The sequence below is a fragment of the Arthrobacter sp. PvP103 genome (assembly GCF_017833075.1).
Taxonomy (GTDB): domain Bacteria; phylum Actinomycetota; class Actinomycetes; order Actinomycetales; family Micrococcaceae; genus Arthrobacter.
The window spans coordinates 3403576-3423321 of the sequence record NZ_JAFIBQ010000001.1 but is presented as its reverse complement, the minus strand read 5'-3'; the positions used below and the strand labels follow the sequence as shown (position 1 = coordinate 3423321).

Genomic DNA, 19746 nt, shown 5'->3' with positions numbered 1-19746 from the left:
TGAACGATGAACGAGGAAACCGGCGTGCTGGTCCTGAACCTGGAGTGCACGCTTCCTGCCCGTCCGGAAGAAATCTTCCGGATGCTGACGGAAGCGTCCGAGCTGGAGAAGTGGTGGGGCCCGCACGGCTTCGTCATCCCGTCAGCAGACGTGAACCTCGTGGAGGGCGGCCGCTACCGGTTCCGCATGGCGCCCCCGGACGGAGAACCGTTCCACCTCTCCGGCGAGTTCTTGGAAATCGATCCGCCCTGGCGCCTCGTGTACACCTTCCGCTGGGAGGAACCCACGCCGGATGACCGGGAGACCGTCGTCGACCTTTCACTCCAGACGGCCGACGACGGCACGCGCCTGGCGCTGTCGCAGGGACCGTTCCTCACGGAGGAGCGGCTGGAACTGCACCGCGGCGGCTGGACTGATTCGTTCGAGAAACTGCAGTCAGTCCTGGCGAGCCGCGGCTGAGGCGGCAGCCGCTCCAGAGCCGCCCTGGACGACACCTGGCAGGCCGGCATCAGCCCCACCGCAAAATAGCGGGTTCCGCCTTAGTCCGTCAGTGGTCCAGGCCCTTCGCGTAGGCGGCCTGCCCCACATGCTGGAGGCAGTCGGCGATCGTGCTGACCAGCCGCACCCCGAGGGTGACCGGCGGGTCCCAGCGGGTGTCCACGACGCGGTCGAAGTCGTCGTCGCCGAGGGTTTGCAGGAAGTCCGCGGTCTGCCGGTGGACGGCGTCATAGTACTCGAGCAGCAGAGCCGCCGGGGCCTTCACGGAATCGACTTGGGCGCTCGAATGGCCGTAGCCGGTGTCACGCTCGCGAAGCGGCAGCTTGAAGCGGCCCACAAATCCCTGCGAAGTCCAGACCTGGTCCAGGCCGGCGGCCGCGGCCACCTGTGCGTCCTCCACCCGGCCCAAGTGCCAGATCAGCCAGGCGATCGAGTTACCGGTGCCGGCCGGACGGCGGGCAAGGACGCCGTCGTCCACCCCGTCCAGGGTTGCTTCCACCGTCTCGCGGATCCGGCCGAAGGCGTCCAGCAGCAGTTCGTTGGATTTCATCACGTCCCCTTGCTGTGTGTCGGTGAGGCCCATGCTCGCACGGATGCGCCGCCACGGCATAGGGCCAGGCGACGCGCGGGATAATGGAGTTATGACCGAACAGGACCAGAGCCGGGATCCGTGGGAAGAGTTCGACAAGCTCCAACCCGCAGGCCCCGACCGCGTTGAGGGGCTCCCCGGCGGACAGCCGATGGGCTTTGGCTTCCGCACCGGCGTTCGCAGCGCCAAGGTGGCCTTCGGCTTCGCCGTGTATGCGCTGGTCCTCGGAACCGTGCTCGTTCTCACCGGCGCCGTCGTCTTCATCAGCCAGGGGCAGTGGCTGCTGCTCGGACTGATGGTGCTGATAGAGGCCGTTTTCGTCTTCGCCTTCAGCCAACTGGTGCGCCTGGCGCGCAACCGTCGCTCCGCCTCTTAGACGGGAGCACGCCGTCGTCCCCGGAACACAACAGCCGGACCGTTGCCCCGCCGTGACGGCCTTGCAATACTTCACACATGCCTGCCCTCCCCACCACCTTCGCCGAAGACGTCATCAACCAGCCGGCCCGCGCCCAGTTCGAGGCGTTCCTCAATGAGCACCGCAGCATGCTCAATGCCTGTCTGGACGGGCTGACCGAGGAGCAGGCGCGGCGGTCCCTGGTGCCGTCGCGGACCACGCTGCTGGGCCTGGTGAAGCACGCCACCTTTGTGGAGAAGGTCTGGTTCGATGAAGCCATCACGTGCCGATCCCGCACGGAGATCGGCATCCCGGCCACCCCGGATGAATCGTTCATCCTCACTGACCGGGACACCATTGCATCCGTCCAGCACGAACACCGCGAAGCGTGCGAGGCTTCCGTCCGCGCCACCTCAGTCCTCGAGCTCGACGACGTGCTCCGCGGCAACCGCCGCGGCCCGCTGCCGCTGCGCTGGGTGTACCTGCACATGCTGCGCGAACTCGCCCAGCACTGCGGCCACGCGGACATCCTGCGCGAACAGATCACCGCCCGCTGAGGCCACGAACGCAGCCATGGACTACACCAAAGACCCGCGCGTAGACCGCTACATCGAAGTGCTTCCGGCCTGGCAGCAGGCCATTTGCCGGCAGGTCCGCGACCTGGTCCACGCCGCGGATCCCGCCGTCGAGGAAACCATCAAACGCACCGTCCAGCCCTACTTCGTCCTGGACGGGAACATCTGCGCCCTCCTGGCGGCGAAGGACCACGTGAACGTGTTTATGTACGACGGCGGCATTGTCCCGGATCCGCACAACATCATCACCGCCGGGCACAGCAACAAAACAGCCCGAACCGTCGCCTTCCGGGAGGGCGAATCCGTGAACGAGGAAGCGCTCGGCGAGATGTTTCGCACGATCATCGCCAACAACCGCGCGGGCGGCTGGCGGAAGATCAAGGGCGGTGGATAGACCGGCAGGTGAGCGCCGCTGCAGCGGGAACCCTAGACATGTGACAGTGAGGTGGGCGGCGGCAACCGAGCGGCTGCCTGCCGGGACTGTCCCCGCCAGCGCCCCGCGTTACTGCCCGGGAGCCCGGTACGCCGGTGTCTTCTTGGCTGCGTCGTCGATGTCTTCCGGCGTCATGAGCGGCTTCAGGCGGACGTTCACGCTGCCCGTCGAATTGATCATCAGCGAAAGGGCGGCGGCGTCGGCCGAGCTGGGGACCTCGAACACGCCAAGGACGTCAGTGTCCCCGAAGGCGTAGTAAAAGCTCTCGAGCGATCCTCCTACGGAATCAAGGGCCTGGACCAGCGCCTCACGCCGCTTGGTACCGCCTTCGCGCATGAGCCCCTTGATTCCCTCGCCCACGTAATTCGCTTCAAAAAGATACTTGGTCATGGTCTTTCCTGTCTGGAAACGGTCCCCGGGGTGGGGCCGTGGGCACAGCGTAGGCTCTCTGCATTGTGCTGACAACGGGTTCCGCAAAGTCCGTAGGCGCCCGGCATGCATGAGGATATCTTGAGCAGACAAGAGCAGCCATAACACTCACGCACCACATCTCCGGAGGCAAGAAATTGACAGAACTGGACGACCACGGGCTGCCGCTGACAGCCCTTGCCGTGGCTGCCGGCCGTGCCGTCGAAACCTCCCGGGCCGACCCGCTCGTGGTGGATCCGTTTGCTGCTGCCCTGGTGGACGCCGCCCATTCCCGCGTAGAGCTGCCGACGGTGTGGCCCGCCAACCCCGAAAGCGCCCCTCCCCTGCAGCAGCCACTGCTTCTCGCCTCCATCTACCTCGGCCTGCGGACCCGTTTCATCGACGACTTCCTGGCGTCGGGCCCGCAGACCAGCCGGCAGACCGTGATCCTCGGCGCCGGGCTGGACACCCGCGCCTTCCGGCTCCCGTGGCCTGCCGGCGCCCGCGTCCTGGAGGTCGATTTCGCCAACGTCCTGGAGTTCAAGGCATCCGTGATGACAGCTCTGGCCGCGCAGCCCGCGTGCGAGCTGATCACAGTGGCCGCCGATCTCTCACTGCCGTGGCGCGGTCCGCTCCTGGCCGCCGGATTCGACCCGCAGCAGCCTGCCACCTGGGTGGTCGAAGGCCTCCTGCCCTACCTCGATGCCGCAGCCCAGCTCACTCTGCTGCAAGCGGTAGCCGAATTGTCGCCGTCGGGATCGCGGGCCGTGATTGAAAGGGCGGTCCCGCTGCCCGCTACCGACGATGTTGAAGCGAAGCTACGCGAATTCAGCCTCCAGACCGGCCTGTCCATGGACGAACTGCTGGCCCGGGCCGATCCGCCGGACCCTGCCGAGCTTCTGGAAGCGGCCGGCTGGGACTGCACCGCACACCCGGTGCAGGAGCTGTGTTCCGCCTACGGGCGTAGCCTCTCGCTAACTGAAGGCAGTGCGCCCGGACAGGGGCCAACGGCGGAGCCCGCCGGCAGTCCCGGCCCCTCCCGGGGTGGCTTCGTCACTGGCTGGCTGCCGTGACCCGGCAACGCCGAAATATTCCCGTCAGGGTGGGTCTGGCAGACCCTGCCTCACGCCAAATAAATCAGGTAATTTGAGTGGAGGACCCCGGCAACAGGCGCCGCGTTCCTCCCCACTCCCTGAAAAGGATCCACACCAGTGTCTCCCGCGACCTCCGCTTCCGCACGTGACCGCATGCCCTTCGGCGCGCTGCTGGTGCTGTCGATGATCGGCTTCACCGCCATCACCACCGAACTGCTGCCCTCCGGCCTGCTCCCCCAGATCAGCGCCGGCCTCAACGTGTCCGAGCCTGTGGCCGGCTATCTCACCGCCGGGTACGCCGCCATCATCGTGGCCACGGTGATCCCTGCCGCCATGCTCCTCGCCCGCATCCCCCGGCACACACTCCTGGTGGCGCTCGTGCTGACCTTCGCTATCAGCAATGCCCTGGTGGGCCTGGTGTCCGACTTCGGCGCCGCCCTTGCCGCCCGACTGGTGGGCGGCATAGCGCACGGCCTGCTCTGGACCGCGATGGCGCCCTTCGTTGCCCGCATTGTCCCCGCCCACAAGGTAGGCAAGGCGATGGCCATCGTCTTCAGCGGCAACAGCCTGGGCCTCGCCATTGGCGCGCCGCTCGGCACCGCACTGGGCGGGCTGATCGGCTGGCGCGCATCCTTCCTGCTGCTGGCGGGCACCAGCGTGGTCCTCGCGGGACTTGCCATGTGGCTGCTGCCCGCCGTCCGCCGGCTCCCCGACGCGCCTCGGCCGTCCCTGCGCAAGGCCATCGGCCAGCCCGGCGTGAAATCGGTGGCCATCGCGTGGCCGCTGATGCTCATGGCGCACTTCGCGCTGTTCACCTTCATCGCGCCGTTTCTCCGCGAGGCCGGCCTGCCCGACTACACCATCACCCTTTCCCTCACCGTCCTGGGGTTCTCCGGACTGGTGGGCATCTGGATCGCCGGCATCACCGTGGACATGCGGCCGCGCCGCTCGCTGCTGATTACGACGGCGGTCATCGCCGCCGCGTTCCTCGTCCTTCCGCTGGGCGGGAGAACAGTCCCCGGAGCACTAGTGCTCATGGGGATATGGGGAGCGGCCTTCGGCGCAATCGGCATCTACAACCAGTCCGCCATCCTCCGTGCCGGCAAGGAGTACCGTGAAGCCGCCAACGGCCTCACCGTGCTGACCATCCAACTGGGCATCACGATCGGCGCCCTCTACGGCGCAGCCGCCCTCACCACGGCGGGACCGCTGATGGTGCCTGTCGCGGCTGCTGTGCCGGTCGTCGCCGCGCTCGTGATCACGGTGACCGGGCGCCGGCACGCCTACCCGCCCGGGCCGAAAGAGGCCGGGTACGTTGCGCCTGTTGCCGCTGCGGCGGAGGCACCAGCCGCCGTCGTGGCCGCAGCATCGGAAACTTCAGCGGACGCGCACGCCTAAGGGTGCGGCACCGCCACGGGACGGCGCCGCACGTGGTGAGCCCCGGCGTCGGGCATTAAGCCGTCGGGCATTAAGCCGGGGAAGCGGCGCAGGCGGAGGGCCGGGGCGGATCAGGCCGGTGCGGCCGGCGCGGCCCCGATCTGCTGCATGAGGCTAAGCGTGTCGGAGGATCCCCAGTGTTCGGCCACCTTCCCGTCGTCGATCCGGATGATGTCGGTGTTGCTGAATTGCACGCTCTTGCCGCTTGCCGGAATACCCATGAACTCCCCCTTGTGCGTCCCGGACATCACAACGTGGGAGGCCTCCAGGTTGCCGTCGGCGAATGCGGGTTCCAATTTGACGCTGAGGTCGGGGAACGCCGTACGGATGACGTTGGTGTAGAACTTCACGCCGTCCTTTCCCTGCGGCTGCCCGGGCATCGGCTCCACGTGGTCCTGGATGTCGTCCAGCACAAACTCGTCGATCAGGGCGAGATTTCCGCCCACCAGCACTTCTTCGTAAAACCGCCTGAGGAGTCCAGTTCCTTCAGCCATTTTCGGCTCCTTTTGTTTGGATGAGACCGGTCAAGAATCCCCCGCTGTCGCCGCCCGCCCCTGGGTGCGCGTACGGCCACTTACATCGCCATCCCGCCCATCACTGCCGGCGAAAATGCCACCGCCACCCCAATCAAGGCCAGTGCCACCGCAACGGAACGGTTGGCGAGCCGCTTCCAAGGCAGCATCTTCTCTCCGGCGATGAAGGCCCCGATCAGCGCCATCCAGCCGACGCTCATCACCCCGAGCGCGAACAGCGCCACCATCAGCGCCCAGCAGCAGGCCACGCACCAGGCGCCGTGCTCCATTCCCATGACCAGCGCTCCCCGGTACCCGGGCCGCATGCGGTGCAGGACGAAGTCCATGGGCGTCCGGCACTTCATCAGACTGACGTTCTTGGCGGGCGTCAGCTGATAGACAGAAGCCAGCAGGATCACGCCGACTGCGAGGTAGCGTCCGCCCTGGTCCGAACCGAAGAGCCCCGGAGCCAGCGACGCGACCGACATGTACAGCGAGTAGGCCACCAGCCCAAAGGCCGTCCACGAAATCAGGTAACCTGCCACAAACACGGCGGTGGCTCCGGCGGGCGCGTACCGTCCCGTGGTGCGGCGGTGCCGCAGGATCCGGTCATAGGCCACCACCATGGGTGCGACGGACGGGAACATCATGGCCGCCAGCATGACCACCCACGTGGCGACGAAAAACCCCAGCGGACCAGGATCCGTCCAGCGGCCCATATCCATGCCGTTCAGCTGGGTTGAGGTGACAATCCAACTCGCCGCAGCGAGGAGCAGGAGGACTGCGACGAGGCCGGCTTCCCGCGGGTCGATCCGCGGAGCCGCGGCGGCCCGGGAGCGGGGGTGTCCGGCTCCCTGCATGCCCCGGCTCCTGGCCATCTTCCGGTGATACATCGGGCCGGCCTCAGCCGCGGCCCTTGGGGGCACCCTCCGCCATTTCACTGGCGAAGCTGAAATCGGACGTCTCGCCGTACACGCCGTCGAAGGCCAGGCCAAAGAGATCCGGGTGTCCCGTCCCCTTTCCTATCTGGAATTCGGGCGCGAAACCGTACATTGCATTTTTCACAGTGGTCACGCCGCCGTCGGGTCCGGGCAAAGGCTCGAATGTAATGACCACGCGGTCCGCCACGGAGCCGGCCGGGGTATCGCCGCCGGAAAACTTGACCCCCGCGCGTTCCAGGCCCAGCCATTCGCCATAAAGCGCCGCCAGGTCACCGAACGGCCCGCCGGCCTCGCCCCGGAGGATGCTCCCGAGGGCGCGCACCTGTGCGTCCGAAGCGGCGTCGTCGACGACGGCCCCCACCTTCCAGCCGCCTGCGGTCAGATGGGACGGGAACCAGTTTGCGAAAGCGAAGTCGACACCGGAGAGGTCCGTGTCGTCCATCTTCCCGCTCGCGATGTGGAAGACGTTCAGGCCACGGCACTCGCCGTCGGGACCGGTGGGCAGGCCGTCCACTGGGCAAGGACAAATTAACTGGCAAGTGCAGCTACCAACGTATGTTCCGGAAATTTCCCATGACATGGGACCCTCCTCGCTGGCGCCGTCGCCCAGCAGAAGCGGCCCGGATTCGGCGCCGAAAATACTTAGGAAACGGAGCGGAATGCCCCGATAAGGCAGAGGTTATTCCGGCGGAATCCGGGTGTCAATAAGCCATGAAAACAACGAAATCAGGGTGCGGATGGTGCCCCACGCGGCCTTTTTGGGCTTCGCCCCTCGGCTCACTTCCGCTCGCGCCACAGCAGCGTCACGCCCAAAGCCACCGCGCCGAGCACCAGCATGGTGAGCACCATTAGGCCCCAGTTGGCCTGGTTCACGCCGCTGCCGTAGAAGATGCCGATCATAACTGTGGCCGTGATGGCGCCCAGGTACCGGCAGGTCTGGAAGATGCCGGCGGCCACCCCGCGCTCGTGCGGCTGGGTGGAAATGTACATGCCCTGGCTGGACGCGATGCTCACCACGCTCCACGGAATGCCCATCAGCGCGGTGAGCGCCAGCACCAGCGGGATAGCGAAGGAAGCGGTCAGCAGCCACATGGCCGCCGCGGCGGCCACCAGGAACAGCACCCCGGCAATCAGTACCCGCCGCACACGGAAGCGATCGATCGCGCGGACCGCGAACGGCGTCGCGATCACGGACATCGCTGCCAGCGGCAGCATCAGTAGGCCCACGACGCCGGGATCGTAGCCGGCCGCTTCCTGCAGCAGCTGGGGCAGGCCGAAGAACGCGAAATAATAGATGCCGTTAAACACTGCAAAGCCCAGGTAGACCAGCAGCAGCGGCCGGTTCCGTCCGAGCAGCCGCAGGTCCAGGAACGGCGGGCTGAATTTCAATTCACGCCAGACGAAGAAGGCGGCCAGCACCGTGCCGCCGGCCAGCAGCCACCAGCGCGCGCCCGGCAGGACGTTCAGCAGCGCCATCATGACCAGCGTCAGCGATCCGACGAAGCCGATGATGCCGGGAATGTCCGAATCGCGCAGCAACTCCGAGGCGCTGCCGCGTTCGCGTTCCTCGTCCACCGGGGCAAATTTCCGGACGATGAGGAGCGCCGCGAGGGACAAGGGGACGTTGATCAGGAACAGCGCCTGCCAGCCGACCAGGCTCACTAGCAGGCCGCCCACCACCGGCCCCACCGCCGCCGCGGAGGTGTTGGCCATCTGGATCCGGCCCAGCGGCCGGGTGGACTTCACCTTCGTGGCGCGGTCCAGCGCCCCGACGATCACGACGGCACTCGGGTACGCGGTGGCCGTGCCGAGGGCCATGAGTGCCCGGGCGACGCAGAGCAGGGCGAAGTTCGGAGCGAACGGAGCCAGCGCGCACGTTACCGCGACGAGGACCATCCCGAAGCTGAAAAGGCGCCGCGGCCCGAAGCGGTCAGCCAGCCGGCCCATCAGCGGCTGGCCCGCGGCGGAGGTGAGGTAAAAGGCGGTGATCACCCAGGTGACGGTGGCGACGTCGAGCCCGAAATCAGCGCGAAGCACCACAAGGGCGACGGCGATCATGGACGAATTCAGCGGGTTCAGCGATGTGCCGAGGCTGAGGCCGGCAACGGCGAGGGCTGTCCGGGGTTTGTTGCTCACGGAAACAGTCTCGCCTACATCGGCACGGGAGTCCGAACTTGGTTACGGCCGCCAGTGGGGCCCGGAGGAGGCTGCGACGACGTCAGCCCTGCTTCGCGCCCTTCGCAACGGTAAACAGGAACGTCGAGTCCTCTTCCGCTTCCAGGCTGTGGAGGCCGTCCGGGACGATCAACAGGTCACCCGGCCTGCCGTCCCACGAGTTGTCGCCGGCCCGCAACCGGAGGCTGCCCTGGAGCACAAAGACTGTGGCGTCGCCGGGGTTCTGGTGCTCGCTCAACTGGGTGCCGGCTTTGAGCGCCATGACGGTCTGGCGGAGCACCTTCTCGTGCCCGCCGTAAACGGTGTCGGCAGCACGCCCGTTGTTCGCTGCAAGCGCCGCGGCGAGCTGCTGCCGGGCAAGGGCTTCGATCGAAATCTTCTGCATGAGGCCACGGTACCCATCAGGACTCCCGGGCGATATAGGCCGGTGGTCCTGCATCCGGGTCAGCCGGTTGCCTACCCCTTCCGGGGTGGCGCCGTGGATCCCCTGACCACCAGTTCCGTCCCCAGCTCGATCCGCTGCGGCAGTTCCTCATCCCCGTCAAGGTGCCGGAGCAGGGCACGCATGGCGGTCTCGGCCATCTGGACCACGGGCTGGCGGATCGTGGTCAGGCCCGGCTCGACCCACTCGGCTGCCGGGATGTCATCGAAGCCGATGATGGACAAGTCCTCGGGAATACGCAGCCCGGCAGAGCGCGCGGCCCGGTAGGCACCCAGCGCCTGGGCGTCATTGCCGGTGAAGATCGCCGTCGGCGGGTCGGCCAGCTCCAGCAGCTTCCGGGTTCCGGCCTCGCCGGCTTCGATCGAGAAATCTCCCGGGACCATCAGTTCGTGGTCCACCGTAATGCCCGCCCGGCGCAGCGCCGAGCAGTAGCCGTCCTCGCGGGCGCTGCTGCACTGCAGGTCTTCACGTCCGCCGATCATGCCGATCCGCCGGTGCCCCAGTTGCAGCAGGTGCTCCGTGGCCGAGTGCCCGCCATCCCAGTTGGCAGCCCCCACGGTCATCAAATCCGGTCCGGGCTGGCCGACGGGGTCGATGAGCACCACGGGGATCCCCAGCGACTTGATCCGCTGGATCTGCTTGGCATCCAGCTGGTACACGGCCATCAGCAGACCGTCTGATTTCCGCTCGGCCAGGTTCGCCAGCCACGGCCGGATCCGTGATCCGTCCATGCTGAGGCTGCTCACCACAGTGCCGTACCCGGCGTCCTGCGCCACGCGCTCCACGCCCTCGATGATCTCCAGCGCCCACTCCGAGCCCAGCCCGGGGAAAACCAGGTCGATCAGGCCGGCCTTTTGCCTCCGCTTTGCCGGGCGGCGTGCGTAGTCACGCCGGGCAATGATCTCTTCCACCCGGGCACGGGTTTCCGCCGCCACATGGGCATGGCCGTTCAGCACCTTGGAAACAGTGGGGACGGAGACCCCGGCCTCCCTGGCAATTTCGCTGATCGTCGCGCGCCCGGTGTCCTGTTTGCCCACCATGGAATCCCACCTTCCAGCCGGGACCGGCCCGGACCGCTAGTTATCGGAAAGTTCCCACGTCTGGATGCGGCCGCACATGCCGTACATCCTGCGGGTTTTCCGTTTTCCCATGGTAGTCCGCGCTTCCTGAAGATAGAAACTTTCGGCCATGTCCAGAGAACGCAACTGTTCCCTGGTGGTCTCCGCCTGCCGCGCCGCGCCGTCGGCCAGGAACTCCGCCCACCTCCCGGTCTTCGAACTGACGAGCCGTGCGGCTGCTGCATGGAACCCGGCCAGCGCGCCGGGTCCTGTTTCCAGAACGGCCTCCTTGAGCGCAAAATAGCCTTCCAGCGCCAGATCACGACGACGGCGGGCGGCGTCCTCGCCCGCCGCCACGCCGGCGTCGGCATCCGTGAGTTCGAGCGCCGCCACGCGACGGTACGCCGCGGCGTCCGCAAGGTGTCCGGGCGGGAACGTCATCACTGCGTCGCCGTTCTCCGGCAGCCCCGCATTCTGCATGACCACGAGGACCACCAGGTCGCCCGAATCATTGATCGCCCGGTGGACCGTGCCGGGCGTGAACCACAGCACCGCCCCCGGAGCCAAGGGCGTGGACGTGAAACCGCGCGAGTCCAGGGTCTCCAGCCTGCCCGTTCCCTGTTGCACCACATAGGCCTCGGTGGAGGCAGTGTGCATGTGCGGCGTACCGCCGGCGGCACCGTCCGCGCCGGGCCAGTCGTAGATACTGACCTCGGACAGGCCTGTGGCGCCCGGAAAGGATGTGATCACCGCTCAAACCCAGCTCTCCAGCGCAGCCCGGGCGGCGCCGGCCAGGGCCGCGGCGGAACCCTCATCCACTCCGCCATCAGCAATCACCACGGCATAGCGGTACGTGAGGGGCTGGCCTTCGCGCAGCGGCACCACTTCGCTGAAGAACGGCGCCGACCCCAGGCAGGCAAACATCGAGGAACGGGCAAACCACTGGTTGGGTCCCCCGGGGTTGGCGGCGTCTTCCACAAACGCGATGGTGGAGAAGCGGCAGCTTCCGTCATGCCGGCCCGTGAAGGCAATCCACGGTGAGCGCGTGCCCATGAACTCGTCCGTGCCGGCGCCGTGCTCCGAGCGGAACTCGCCGCCGGTGAAAGACCGCGGCCCGCGCCAGAACAGTCCTCCGTAACCGGCGTTGTCCCGGCCTTCAGTGGTGGGGCTTCCGATGCCGATTTCCGCACCGGAAATGTTGCTCATGCGGGTCTCGAACAGCAGCACCCAAGCGCCGGCCGGTAGCTCGGGAACATCCAGCAGCCGGATGTTGAAGCGGCGTTCCTCGGCGATCACCGGCTGACCGTCCTGGCCCGACCAGTGCAGGATTTCCGCGGCGGTGATCCCGGCACCGGAGTCGTCGATTGCGGTGAAGGCCTCGTGGGCCATGGCCCCGTTGTTGTCCAGGTTGGCGTAGCCCGTGGCCCGGGTGTAGGTGGCACCGCCCCAGAAGTTGTGGTCCCCCACGTTGGGCAGCGCCCAGGAGAGCCCCTTGTGCCAGACGTGGTCCCATGGCCGCGAGATGGTCACCTCGTCGCCTTCGAGGGTGGCGAGCGGGTGGAAGAACGGCCGCGGGCTCTCGTACTGGTCGTCTGTGGGCTTGTAGGTGTACTTGGCGATCTGCCGGTCGCCGGCAGTGAAGGTCAGGACGGCGCCGTCGTCGGAATAGCTCAGTTGGGTGGCGTCGGCTGCCTTGATGGTTACTGCGGTGCTGGTCATGGGAATCTCCAAAAGTAGGGGGTTGTGTTCAGGCGCGGACGCCGGCGAGCGGGGCGGTGCCGGCAAGCGCCGTGGAATCCAGGACACGGCCGCCCAGGCCTTCGCCGTCCATTCCGGTGTAGAAGCTGTGGCCGGGCACAATCTCGCCGCGCCGCACGGGTTTTCCGGTGAAGGCGGAGGCGTAGATCGCGGCAGCGAACTCCAACGTCTGCCGCGCGGAGTCCGCGCCGGCCGGGAGCGGCAGACCGGCGTCGAGCGCGTCATACATGGCCAGGAACTGGGCGGAGTGCCCGCTGCCGCGTTCCAGCGGCTGGCCCTCCCACGCATCCCGGACCGCGTCCTCATGGCCGGGCGCAGCGGTGACGGTCCAGTTGTTGGTGCCGTACCCATAAAGGTGGCTCAGCTCCACGGTGGCGAACTCGCAGTCGATCCGGATGTCCGAGGTCTCCCGCGGGGACAGCAGCGAGTTTATGACGGTGGCCACGGCACCGTTCTCGAAGCGGACCAGCGCCGCGGACAGGTCCTCAGTGGAGGTGGCGCGGGCCTGCCGGGAGGCAAGGGCAGTGACCTCCGCCCACGGTCCCAGCAGGTGGAGCAGGAGGTCGAACTGATGGATGCCGTGGCCCATGGTGGGGCCGCCGCCCTCGGCGTTCCAGGTCCCCCGCCACGGCACGTCCCAGTAGCTGTCCGGGCGGTACCAGAGGGTGTCGCAGCGGGCCACGAGCGGGCGGCCGAAGCCGCTGGCCCCGATCAGGGTCCGCGCGGCAGCGGACGCGTCGCCGAAACGGTGCTGGAACACGCAGGAGAACTGCGCGCCGCCCTGCGCCTGCGCAGTCTCCAGCCGGTCGAAGTCGGCCAGCGACAGCGCCGGCGGTTTCTCGGAGAGCACGTGCACTCCCGCTTCCAGGCACTCGATGGCCTGGTCGATGTGCATCATGGGCGGCGTGCACAAGTGCACGATGTCCGGTTTGGCCACGGCCAGCAGTTCGGTAAGGCTCTGGTAGCGGCCGGCAATCCCGTGCTGCTCGCCGAAGGCATCCAGCCGCGCCGGGTCCACATCGCAGGCCGCCACGAGTTCCGCCCTGTTGCCGGTCCGTGCCAGGTTGTCCGCGTGCACCGCGGCGATCCCGCCCGTTCCCACGATGGCCACTTTGTACGTCCGCATTTGAAATTCTCCGCCTTTGCAGTAATTCATCGGCTACCTTCAGGACTTTCCGAAAGTTTCATGACTGCATCAGAACTTTCTGATACAGATTCAGGGCATGCTCAGCCCAGCCCTTCAACCGTAGGAAGTTATCCGCTGCAAAGTCAATGAATCTTGGCCTAGAAAGTAAATATAACTTTCTGATAGTTTCTAAGAAATGACTTCCAACCGTAGGAGAAGCCCGTGACCAGCGGTGCCGCCGAAAAGCAAGCCCTCCCCCGCGCCGCAGGGCCGGACACCGTCGAACGCCTCATCCGCGAGATGACCCTCGAGGAAAAAGCCGCCCAACTGGCGGGCGTGTGGGTGAACGCGTCCACCGACGGCGACTCGGTGGCCCCGCTGCAGAGCCAGATGGCGGGCGACGCCCGCTCCTGGGATGACGTGATCTCCCACGGCCTCGGCCAGATCACCCGCATGTACGGCACCACGCCGCTGGAGCCGGCGGAGGGCGCGCGCCGCCTGGCCGCCGCGCAGGAACAGATCATGGCCGCCTCCCGCTTCGGCATTCCGGCCCAGGTGCACGAGGAATGCCTGGCCGGACTCGCCGCGTGGAAAGCCACTGCCTTCCCGGTGCCGCTCGCCTGGGGCGCCACCTTCAACCCCGGCCTGGTCCGCGACATGGCGGCCCGGATCGGCGCCGACATGCGGTCCCTGGGAGTACACCAGGGCCTGGCCCCTGTGCTGGACGTGGTGCGAGACCTCCGCTGGGGACGGGTGGAGGAAACCATCGGCGAAGACCCCTACCTGGTGGGAACCGTGGCGTCCGCCTACGTCCAGGGCCTGGAGTCCGAGGGCATCGTGGCCACGCTGAAACACTTTGTGGGCTACTCCGCCTCCCGTGCCGGGCGCAACCACGCGCCAGTCTCCATGGGCCCGCGGGAGCTTGCCGACGTGATGCTGCCGCCGTTCGAGATGGCCATCAAGCACGGCGGCGCGCGGTCCGTAATGCATGCCTACACGGACATCGACGGCGTACCGGCGGCCGCCAACCGGGCGCTGCTCACCACGCTGCTCCGCGAGGAATGGGGTTTCGCCGGAACAGTGGTGGCCGACTACTTCGGGGTCGCCTTCCTGAACGTCACCCACGGCGTGGCCGCCGATTCCGGCGATGCCGCCGTGCTGGCACTCCAGGCAGGGGTCGACGTCGAACTCCCCACCGTGAACTGCTACGGCGAGCCGCTGCTCCAGCGGGTCCGCGACGGCGCGCTGAACGAGGCCGTCATCGATACTGCGCTGCGCCGCGTACTCACCCAGAAGCTGGAAGCCGGACTGCTGTCCCCGGACTTCGACCCCGCTCCGCCGGTCCTGGGCGGCGGCGCCATTGACCTGGATCCGGCAGAAAACCGCTCGCTGGCACGGCAGCTGGCACAACAGTCGCTGGTGCTGCTGAGCAACAGGGAGTACGACGGCGGCCCGGCACTGCCGCTACCACCGTCCGCCCTGGGTTCGGTGGGGGTGGTGGGCCCGCTGGCCCTGGACCCGTTCGCGATGCTGGGCTGCTACTCCTTCGACGCGCATGTGGGCGCCTCGCACCCGGACGTGCCGATGGGCATTTCGGTGCCCACGGTGGCCGAAGCGGCTGGTGCGCGATGCGGTGCGGTCCGCAGTTCGGCCACCGGCACCTGCGAAAGTGCCAGTGAGGAGCAGATCGCCGAGGCATGCCGCATCGCCGAATCCGTGGACACCTGCGTGATTGTGGTGGGTGACAACGCCGGGCTGTTCGGGCGCGGCACATCCGGGGAAGGCAACGACGCCGCAGACCTCCGTCTGCCCGGTAACCAGCACGCCATGCTGGAGCGTGTCCTCGCAACGGCCGCGGGTGCCGGTACCCGGACCGTGGTTGTTGTGCTCAGCGGCAGGCCCTACGCACTGGGCGACTTCGCGGACCGCACCGACGCCATGGTCCAGGGCTTCTTCCCCGGTGAGGAGGGTGCCGAGGCGCTGTGGGATGTGCTGACCGGCGTCGTCAATCCGTCCGGCAAACTGCCGGTATCCGTTCCGCGCACCTCCGGCGGCCAGCCGGGCACCTACCTGCACAGCACCCTGGCCGGCCCCAGCGGCGTCAGCGCGCTGGACCCGTCACCGCTTTTCGGCTTCGGCCACGGACTGTCCTTCACGTCCTTTGAGATCTCGGGACACCTGGCCAGCGCGCCCACGGTGTCGACGTCGGGCGCCGTCACCGTAAGCTGCACGGTTACCAACACCGGCTCCGTTGACGGCGCCGAAGTGGTGCAACTGTACCTGTCGGACCCGGTGGGCGAAGTGGTCCGGCCGGTGCGCGAACTGATCGGCTACGCCAGGGTGGAGCTGGCCGCCGGCGCCTCCGCAACAGTGGCGTTCACCGTCCATGCGGACCGCACGTCCTTCACCGGGCTGAATCTGGAGCGCATCGTGGCTCCGGGCCTCGTGAAACTGCACGTCTCGACGTCGAGCACGCACGACGTCCACACCCACGAACTGATTCTGCACGGCGAGCGCCGGGTGGTGGGCTTCGGCCGCGAGATGCTCACGCCGGCAGAGGTCACGCCCCTGCACTAGCCATTCCGGCCTTCGGGCTCGGCGCGTCTCAGGGGTTGCGCGGACGGACAGTTGCGGTCCCGTCCTCACCGTCCCACCACGCGAGCACGCGGGTGCCGAAGAAGGTCAGCCATTTGGACGGCTCGCCAGGGGCCACGTCGACTTCGAACCACACCCGGCCAGCGTGGCGGCGTTCCTGCAGCCAGGTGCCGTCAGGGCGGCGGGCGGCTCTGATCACCCCGATCGCATCCGCCAGCCGCGGATCCGGCCGGGCACCGTCGGGCAGGGCGGCATCGCACAGGGTGGCCGCCCGGAAGTAGTCCGCCGCGTTGAGCGCGCTGTAGAACGAGCGGAAGGGGTACGCGAAATGCGTCACCCACGGCCCCACAAGCTCTCCAGTGGAAAGGGTGCGGAGCAGCCGGCGCTGCAACAGGTACTCCTCCCCGGCCCGGCGTGCGGCGCGCAGCCCGTCGCTTCCGCCGGTGGCGGCTTCGTAGTAGAGCAGCCCCTTAAGGGAGTTGAGCGTGGAATGGAATGACGAACGGGTGGAGCCATCCACCCACTCGCAGTTCCAGCCGCCGTCGGCCATACGGTGGTCCAGGAACCACCGGGCAATTCCGGTGACGTCCGCGCCGAGCCACGCCCCGTTGGCAAGTGTGTAGGCGTTGATGCAACAGTCCACCTCGCCGCCCCAGTAGGGCAGGTTGCCGTACTCCCAGCGGCTGTTCGCGGCGAGGAGCCCGGCCGTATCTGCAAGGACGGCCGCATCGAGGCCCCAGTCGCGGAGAGCATTGAGCGTCCACGTCGTTGCGGTCCACGGCTGCCCGGCATCAGGGGCAGCCTCGGGACCATAAAAGTCGAAGTCGCCAGGGAAGAACGCTCCACCCGCCCACTGCCCGTCGGGATCCTGCAGCGCAAGCAGCCGCGCCGCGAATCCTTCCGTCGCAAGCCGCGCCCGGGTGGCGCCCCACACTTCACGCGGGGCGCCCGCAACGTCGCGCTCCACCTGCCAGCGCAGCGCCGGGTCGGAGTCAAGCAGCCAGTCGAGCAGGGCAGGGTCCACAGCCATCGTCGGCAGGCTACCACGGTCACTGCTCCGGCGGCCCGCTTTTCCGGCGGCAGCGGCATTAGCCGTGCACGCCTTGCTCAAGCTATCGATTATCGATACTCTTTAGCTGTTATTCGACACCCTAGGAGACTTGATGGGAAAGCTGACCGTCCTCGCGCTGCGGATTGTCCTCGCGATGGGAATTACCGGTTCCGTGTTCGTGCAGGCGGTGATGGTGCCGCTGCTGGCCCGGGACCTCAACGAGGACATGGGCCCGGATATCGCCAGCGTCAGCGTTCCGGTCATCGTGATAGTTCTCCTGGGCATCCTGACCGTCCAGGTCTCCATGCTCTGCGTCTGGCGACTGCTCACAATGGTGCGGCGGGGCACGGTGTTCTCGCACGCCGCTTTCCGTTACGTGGATGTGGTGGCCGGCGCCATCGCCGCGGCATCACTGCTCACATTCGCTCTCGGCGTCGTCTTTGCCCCGGGCGAATCCGTCGCTCCCGGGGTCGTCCTCCTGATTGGCGGTGCCGGCTTGCTGATCGCCGGGGTCGCCTTGGTGGTCGTCATACTGCGCATGCTGCTGGCGCAGGCGGTGGCCCGCGACGCCGAAGCCAGGCACCTGCAGGACGAACTCGACGAGGTGATCTGATGCCGATCATTGTGGACATCGACGTGATGCTTGCCAAGCGCAAGATGCCCGTCGGTGCGCTCGCGGACCGGGTGGGGATCACGCCCGCAAACTTGGCCGTGCTCAAGAACGGCCGGGCCAAAGCGGTACGCTTCACCACCCTTGAGGCGTTATGCGAGGTGCTGGAGTGCCAGCCCGGCGACCTGCTGCGCTGGGAGCCGGAGAACACCGGGGAGCCGGACGCTGCTGATTAGCCTACGTTCTGCGTGGCCGGACCATCCGGATCACGGGGAGCTCCTCCCACTCGGGTGGAAGCAGTTTGCGTGCACCGTCGGGCCGAAAGCCGTGTTTGAGGTAGAAGGCCCGCGCCCGGGGATTGTCCTCGAGCACCCAGAGGTACGCCGGTGAATCGCTGACGGCGGCTTGCAGCAGGGCGGCACCAAGGCCGCTGCCGTACGCGCGCCGGAGGATGTAGATCGCATATACCTCTAACGGTTCTGGCCCGTCTGCATCGAGGCCGGGGCCCGCGTCGGCCAGCCCAACCACTTCATTGCTCTCGTCCAGGGCAATGAGCCTCGGGTCAGGGGACGCCAGGAATTGTCGGCGCTGTTCAACGCGCTCGGGAATACTGGCCCTGCGGGTTCGGAAGAACTCCGATGACAACTGGCGCGCGTAGCACTCTTCGTGTGCCAGCGTATGCATAAGCACTACGGCTTCGGCATCCTCGGGAGCGGCCTGGCGGATGTTAAAGTCCATCATTTCAGCCTAACTTCGGTGGCCGCCTCCGTCTTGCTGTTCGGCGAGCTTCTTCCGGTCCTTCCGGACGCCCAGCAGGTAACAAATGAAGAGGAAGATTCCGATTCCGCCGAAAATACAGGTCAGGACGGTGCCGACTCCCCTGAAGAACACGCCGTCGCTTTCAAACCCCAGCACCGTTGCCTGACCCGGGTCGGCTTCCCGGTAGGCCACCGTGACCTCCTCGCCCACTACGGGGTGCTGTTCAAAGTCCACCGCTACCCACTCGTACTGGGCCGCACCGTCGGGTGTCTGGAACTCCACTTTCATCCTGCGGTCGGAAGCCTTCGATCTGTCGTGGAATTCCGTGATCGTTCCAGGGACCTGTTTCCCGGTCCGCACCAACCCGTCGTCCGCGTTGATCTGCAGTGTGCCGACGACCATCAGAACCGGTCCGAGGCAGAGAACCAGCGCGGTCACCACCAGGTTCCCCAGCCTCCAGGGCTTCAGTTTCGACTTACGGTTCACGGTTCCGTTCGGTGAGGTCACGCCCCCATTCTGCCTGACGGCAGGTCAACCCGCCGCCGTGAACTTCCGCTCGATGAACGCCAGCAGCGGCCGCGAGTTCAGGCAGATCAGGAACACCACCGGTCCCGCGATCAGCGTCATCAGCCCCGCCGTGGTGACCGTCAGCACGAACGCTGTGATGAACAGGATGCCGGCGTTGCCCAGGGACACCCGCTTCTGTGCCCCCAGGCAGTAGAGCGACAGCCGGTAAAGATCGCGCACTCGGAACGTGAACCGGGACAGCAGCAGCATGGCCGTCACGCCGGCGGTGGCCACCAATAGCCCCAGCCCCAGCAGCCCCACTCGTGCGGCTGCTCGGGTGGGATTCCCGGCGTCGAGCGTTCCGGGCAGGAGCAGGAGGTTGACGACGACGACGGCCAGCACCGCCAGGTACGGCAGCCAGACCGCGAGCGCCTGCCGAAAGTTGCTCCGGTAGCCGCGCACGAAGTCGCGGAACACCCCGGTCTCCTCCCCCGCCAGCAACCGGTTGAAGGCATACGCCGCGGCGACGAGGGATGGCCCCACCGGCACAAACGCCAGGAACACGAGCCCGAGTTGCGCGCCGTAACCCGGGCCGGACCGGGGCACGGACGCGGCCGCCATGCCGGCGGACAGGGCGACGAGCAGTGGCGCCAGCACCAACAGGAAATTGGCAAGCACCAGCAGCACATCGCCCACCATCACGCTGTAAACCGTGGTGGCCGCCTTGAACAGCGGACCTGAACCGTACTCCGCCTTCTTCTGTGCCACTGGTGCCCTTCCGCTA

24 protein-coding genes are annotated in these 19746 nt (G+C 67.2%); 9 read left to right on the top strand and 15 right to left on the bottom strand.

The genetic code is table 11. The annotated features are described in order from the left end of the window. Nucleotides 1–6 precede the first annotated feature (6 nt). The gene (locus JOE41_RS15830) at nt 7–459 is read left to right on the top strand and encodes an SRPBCC domain-containing protein (RefSeq protein WP_209752897.1); all 453 of its coding nucleotides are present in this window, start codon (nt 7–9) and stop codon (nt 457–459) included. 88 nt (nt 460–547) lie between these two features. Here JOE41_RS15830 and JOE41_RS15825 read toward each other — a convergent pair whose 3' ends face one another. Then, entirely contained in the window at nt 548–1048 is a 501-nt protein-coding gene (locus tag JOE41_RS15825; RefSeq protein ID WP_209752896.1) for a DUF664 domain-containing protein, read from the bottom strand. Between the two features lie 91 nt (nt 1049–1139). On the opposite strand from JOE41_RS15825, the gene JOE41_RS15820 reads away from it, so the two are divergent. The 3 genes from JOE41_RS15820 (at nt 1140) to JOE41_RS15810 (ending at nt 2450) form a co-directional block, all read left to right on the top strand. Beyond that, complete coding sequence (locus JOE41_RS15820) at nt 1140–1463, top strand: hypothetical protein (RefSeq protein ID WP_209752895.1); 324 nt, start codon at nt 1140–1142, stop codon at nt 1461–1463. A gap of 77 nt (nt 1464–1540) precedes the next feature. Then, complete coding sequence (locus JOE41_RS15815) at nt 1541–2038, top strand: DinB family protein (RefSeq protein ID WP_209752894.1); 498 nt, start codon at nt 1541–1543, stop codon at nt 2036–2038. 16 nt (nt 2039–2054) lie between these two features. Continuing rightward, complete coding sequence (locus JOE41_RS15810; RefSeq protein WP_011690799.1) at nt 2055–2450, top strand: DUF1801 domain-containing protein; 396 nt, start codon at nt 2055–2057, stop codon at nt 2448–2450. Between the two features lie 108 nt (nt 2451–2558). Here JOE41_RS15810 and JOE41_RS15805 read toward each other — a convergent pair whose 3' ends face one another. Next, a complete protein-coding gene (locus JOE41_RS15805; RefSeq protein WP_011690798.1) occupies nt 2559–2879 on the bottom strand; it encodes a GYD domain-containing protein in 321 nt (106 codons plus the stop codon). A gap of 176 nt (nt 2880–3055) precedes the next feature. Here JOE41_RS15805 and JOE41_RS15800 point away from each other — a divergent pair, with 176 nt between their 5' ends. Next, on the top strand, nt 3056–3970 hold the full coding sequence (locus tag JOE41_RS15800; RefSeq protein WP_209752893.1) for an SAM-dependent methyltransferase: 915 nt from the start codon (nt 3056–3058) through the stop codon (nt 3968–3970). Nucleotides 3971–4108: 138 nt separating this feature from the next. After that, nucleotides 4109–5389, top strand: a complete 1281-nt coding sequence (locus JOE41_RS15795) for an MFS transporter (RefSeq protein ID WP_209752892.1) — start codon at nt 4109–4111, stop codon at nt 5387–5389. Nucleotides 5390–5499: 110 nt separating this feature from the next. Here the strand turns inward: JOE41_RS15795 and JOE41_RS15790 are convergent, their stop codons facing one another. From JOE41_RS15790 to JOE41_RS15750, 9 genes are all read right to left on the bottom strand, one after another. Then, a complete protein-coding gene (locus tag JOE41_RS15790) occupies nt 5500–5922 on the bottom strand; it encodes an ester cyclase (protein WP_209752891.1) in 423 nt (140 codons plus the stop codon). 80 nt (nt 5923–6002) lie between these two features. Beyond that, the gene (locus JOE41_RS15785; RefSeq protein WP_245200734.1) at nt 6003–6800 is read right to left on the bottom strand and encodes a DUF2182 domain-containing protein; all 798 of its coding nucleotides are present in this window, start codon (nt 6798–6800) and stop codon (nt 6003–6005) included. A gap of 43 nt (nt 6801–6843) precedes the next feature. After that, nucleotides 6844–7461, bottom strand: coding sequence for a DUF1326 domain-containing protein (locus tag JOE41_RS15780; protein WP_011690793.1), 618 nt, complete (start codon nt 7459–7461; stop codon nt 6844–6846). A gap of 197 nt (nt 7462–7658) precedes the next feature. Continuing rightward, the gene (locus JOE41_RS15775) at nt 7659–9017 is read right to left on the bottom strand and encodes an MFS transporter (RefSeq protein ID WP_209752889.1); all 1359 of its coding nucleotides are present in this window, start codon (nt 9015–9017) and stop codon (nt 7659–7661) included. Between the two features lie 82 nt (nt 9018–9099). Then, the gene (locus JOE41_RS15770; RefSeq protein ID WP_011690791.1) at nt 9100–9441 is read right to left on the bottom strand and encodes a cupin domain-containing protein; all 342 of its coding nucleotides are present in this window, start codon (nt 9439–9441) and stop codon (nt 9100–9102) included. Nucleotides 9442–9512: 71 nt separating this feature from the next. Further along, complete coding sequence (locus JOE41_RS15765) at nt 9513–10538, bottom strand: LacI family DNA-binding transcriptional regulator (RefSeq protein ID WP_209752888.1); 1026 nt, start codon at nt 10536–10538, stop codon at nt 9513–9515. A gap of 36 nt (nt 10539–10574) precedes the next feature. Next, nucleotides 10575–11306: a cupin domain-containing protein gene (locus JOE41_RS15760; protein WP_209752887.1), complete on the bottom strand. Its 732-nt coding sequence runs from the start codon at nt 11304–11306 to the stop codon at nt 10575–10577. A 3-nt stretch (nt 11307–11309) separates the two neighbouring features. Beyond that, entirely contained in the window at nt 11310–12275 is a 966-nt protein-coding gene (locus JOE41_RS15755; protein WP_209752886.1) for a PmoA family protein, read from the bottom strand. Between the two features lie 28 nt (nt 12276–12303). Then, nucleotides 12304–13440 (bottom strand): Gfo/Idh/MocA family protein, encoded by a 1137-nt coding sequence (locus JOE41_RS15750; RefSeq protein ID WP_209752885.1) that lies wholly within the window; start codon nt 13438–13440, stop codon nt 12304–12306. Nucleotides 13441–13662: 222 nt separating this feature from the next. Between JOE41_RS15750 and JOE41_RS15745 the strand changes: the two genes are divergently transcribed. Then, nucleotides 13663–16017 (top strand): glycoside hydrolase family 3 N-terminal domain-containing protein, encoded by a 2355-nt coding sequence (locus JOE41_RS15745; RefSeq protein WP_209752884.1) that lies wholly within the window; start codon nt 13663–13665, stop codon nt 16015–16017. Nucleotides 16018–16045: 28 nt separating this feature from the next. On the opposite strand, the gene JOE41_RS15740 is transcribed toward JOE41_RS15745, so the two are convergent. Then, on the bottom strand, nt 16046–17065 hold the full coding sequence (locus tag JOE41_RS15740; protein WP_209752883.1) for a squalene cyclase: 1020 nt from the start codon (nt 17063–17065) through the stop codon (nt 16046–16048). Between the two features lie 133 nt (nt 17066–17198). Between JOE41_RS15740 and JOE41_RS15735 the strand changes: the two genes are divergently transcribed. Further along, nucleotides 17199–17699 (top strand): DUF2975 domain-containing protein, encoded by a 501-nt coding sequence (locus JOE41_RS15735; RefSeq protein ID WP_209746972.1) that lies wholly within the window; start codon nt 17199–17201, stop codon nt 17697–17699. Next, on the top strand, nt 17699–17932 hold the full coding sequence (locus tag JOE41_RS15730; protein ID WP_209752882.1) for a helix-turn-helix transcriptional regulator: 234 nt from the start codon (nt 17699–17701) through the stop codon (nt 17930–17932). The genes JOE41_RS15735 and JOE41_RS15730 overlap by 1 nt, the downstream gene beginning before the upstream one ends. A gap of 1 nt (nt 17933) precedes the next feature. On the opposite strand, the gene JOE41_RS15725 is transcribed toward JOE41_RS15730, so the two are convergent. Genes JOE41_RS15725 through JOE41_RS15715 form a run of 3 tightly spaced genes read right to left on the bottom strand, consistent with a single transcriptional unit; the run spans nt 17934 to nt 19730 of the window. Then, a complete protein-coding gene (locus JOE41_RS15725; RefSeq protein WP_307800708.1) occupies nt 17934–18434 on the bottom strand; it encodes a GNAT family N-acetyltransferase in 501 nt (166 codons plus the stop codon). A 9-nt stretch (nt 18435–18443) separates the two neighbouring features. Beyond that, nucleotides 18444–18962 carry a DUF3592 domain-containing protein gene (locus JOE41_RS15720; protein WP_209752880.1) on the bottom strand — a complete coding sequence of 173 codons (519 nt, stop codon included), beginning with the start codon at nt 18960–18962 and terminating at the stop codon, nt 18444–18446. A gap of 24 nt (nt 18963–18986) precedes the next feature. Beyond that, entirely contained in the window at nt 18987–19730 is a 744-nt protein-coding gene (locus JOE41_RS15715; protein ID WP_209752879.1) for a DUF624 domain-containing protein, read from the bottom strand. Nucleotides 19731–19746: the final 16 nt, after the last annotated feature.